2 tRNA genes and 1 rRNA gene (2 of these 3 cut by a window edge) are annotated in these 2,500 nt (G+C 53.8%); all 3 read right to left on the bottom strand.

Annotated elements, in window-relative coordinates:
- Positions 1–2,101, bottom strand: a 23S ribosomal RNA gene (locus V8246_RS10770); it reaches 778 nt to the left of the window's first position.
- 250 nt (positions 2,102–2,351) lie between these two features.
- Positions 2,352–2,428: transfer RNA gene (locus V8246_RS10775), tRNA-Ile, on the bottom strand.
- A 15-nt stretch (positions 2,429–2,443) separates the two neighbouring features.
- Positions 2,444–2,500, bottom strand: a tRNA-Ala gene (locus tag V8246_RS10780); it runs 19 nt beyond the window's last position.

Raw genomic sequence — 2,500 nt, forward strand, 5'->3', positions numbered from 1 at the left:
CCACCTATCCTACACAGACGAACTCAACGTTCAATGTAAAGCTATAGTAAAGGTTCACGGGGTCTTTCCGTCTTGCCACGGGAACGCTGCATCTTCACAGCGATTTCAATTTCACTGAGTCTCGGGTGGAGACAGCGCCGCTGTCGTTACGCCATTCGTGCAGGTCGGAACTTACCCGACAAGGAATTTCGCTACCTTAGGACCGTTATAGTTACGGCCGCCGTTTACTGGGGCTTCGATCAAGAGCTTCGCCTTGCGGCTGACCCCATCAATTAACCTTCCAGCACCGGGCAGGCGTCACACCCTATACGTCCACTTTCGTGTTTGCAGAGTGCTGTGTTTTTGATAAACAGTCGCAGCGGCCTGGTTTCTGCGACCCCCCTCAGCTATAGCCCGCATGGGCCACCAAAGGGGGTGCACCTTCTCCCGAAGTTACGGTGCCATGTTGCCTAGTTCCTTCACCCGAGTTCTCTCAAGCGCCTGAGAATTCTCATCCTACCCACCTGTGTCGGTTTACGGTACGGTCTGCGTGAGCTGAAGCTTAGGAGCTTTTCCTGGAAGCGTGGTATCAGTGACTTCGCCCTAAAGGGCTCGTCTCGGTGCTCGGTCTTAAAGGATCCCGGATTTGCCAAAGATCCAAACCTACCGCCTTTCCCCGGGACAACCAACGCCCGGTACACCTAACCTTCTCCGTCCCTCCATCGCACTCACGCGAGGTGCAGGAATATTAACCTGCTTCCCATCGACTACGGCTTTCGCCCTCGCCTTAGGGACCGACTAACCCTGCGTCGATTAACGTTGCGCAAGGAAACCTTGGGCTTTCGGCGTGCGGGCTTTTCACCCGCATTATCGTTACTCATGTCAGCATTCGCACTTCCGATACCTCCAGCAGCCTTCTCAAGCCACCTTCGCAGGCTTACGGAACGCTCCTCTACCGCGCATAACAAAGTTATGCACCCCAAGCTTCGGTTTCGTGCTTAGCCCCGTTAAATCTTCCGCGCAGACCGACTCGACCAGTGAGCTATTACGCTTTCTTTAAAGGGTGGCTGCTTCTAAGCCAACCTCCTGGCTGTCTGTGCCTTTCCACATCGTTTTCCACTTAGCACGAAATTTGGGACCTTAGCTGTGGGTCTGGGTTGTTTCCCTTTTCACGACGGACGTTAGCACCCGCCGTGTGTCTCCCGTACATTCTGTCTTGGTATTCGGAGTTTGCCATGGTTTGCTAAGACGCGATGTCCCGCTAGCCATAACAGTGCTCTACCCCCAAGAAGATTCATACGAGGCGCTACCTAAATAGCTTTCGAGGAGAACCAGCTATCTCCGGGTTCGATTAGCTTTTCACTCCTAATCACACCTCATCCCCTACCTTTGCAACGGGAGTGGGTTCGGGCCTCCAGTACCTGTTACGGCACCTTCACCCTGGGCATGACTAGATCACCCGGTTTCGGGTCTACTGCCCGCGACTATGCGCCCTTATCAGACTCGGTTTCCCTTCGCCTCCCCTATACGGTTAAGCTTGCCACGAACAGTAAGTCGCTGACCCATTATACAAAAGGTACGCAGTCACCCTTGCGGGCTCCTACTGCTTGTACGCACACGGTTTCAGGATCTATTTCACTCCCCTCTCCGGGGTTCTTTTCGCCTTTCCCTCACGGTACTGGTTCACTATCGGTCGGTCAGGAGTATTTAGCCTTGGAGGATGGTCCCCCCATGTTCAGACAGGGTTTCTCGTGCCCCGCCTTACTCGTCTTCACTGAAAAGGTCTTTTCGAATACCGGGCTGTCACCGTCTATGGCCAGTCTTTCCAGACTGTTCTTCTAAAACCAATCCAGCTTAAGGGCTGGTCCCCGTTCGCTCGTCACTACTCAGGGAATCTCGGTTGATTTCTTTTCCTCCGGTTACTTAGATATTTCAGTTCACCGGGTTTGCCTCCAGCAGCTATGTATTCACTGCAGGATACTGCCGAAGCAGTGGGTTTCCCCATTCGGACATTGCGGGATCAATGCTTGTTGCCAGCTCCCCCGCACTTTTCGCAGGCTGCCACGTCCTTCATCGCCTCTGACCGCCAAGGCATCCACCGTGTGCGCTTATTCGCTTGACCATATAACCCCAAGTCGCCTCGGAGCTACATGACGTGTTGATGGGGTACAAAGCCACCAACGCGAACATACGACTCAATTTATTAGGGACTCGAAGTCCCCGCCTTAGCCTCAACGACACGTCTAGATGAAAATCTAAAACGCTCGCTACGTCACAAGTTGTTAAAGAACACGAAGCCGGCTTCAGCGCCGATCCGTTTCAAAATCTTTTAGTGTGCGATTGCAGTTTTGCAGAGTAGTGCTGACCTGGCTTGGTGGGTCTGGGAGGACTCGAACCACCGACCTCACCCTTATCAGGGGTGCGCTCTAACCACCTGAGCTACAGACCCAAAAGTCGTCCTCAGTGGTGGAGCCTGTCGGGATCGAACCGACGACCCCCTGCTTGCAAAGCAGGTGCTCTC

The sequence above is a fragment of the Pseudoxanthomonas sp. F11 genome, assembly GCF_037046485.1.
Classification (GTDB): Bacteria; Pseudomonadota; Gammaproteobacteria; order Xanthomonadales; family Xanthomonadaceae; genus Pseudoxanthomonas_A.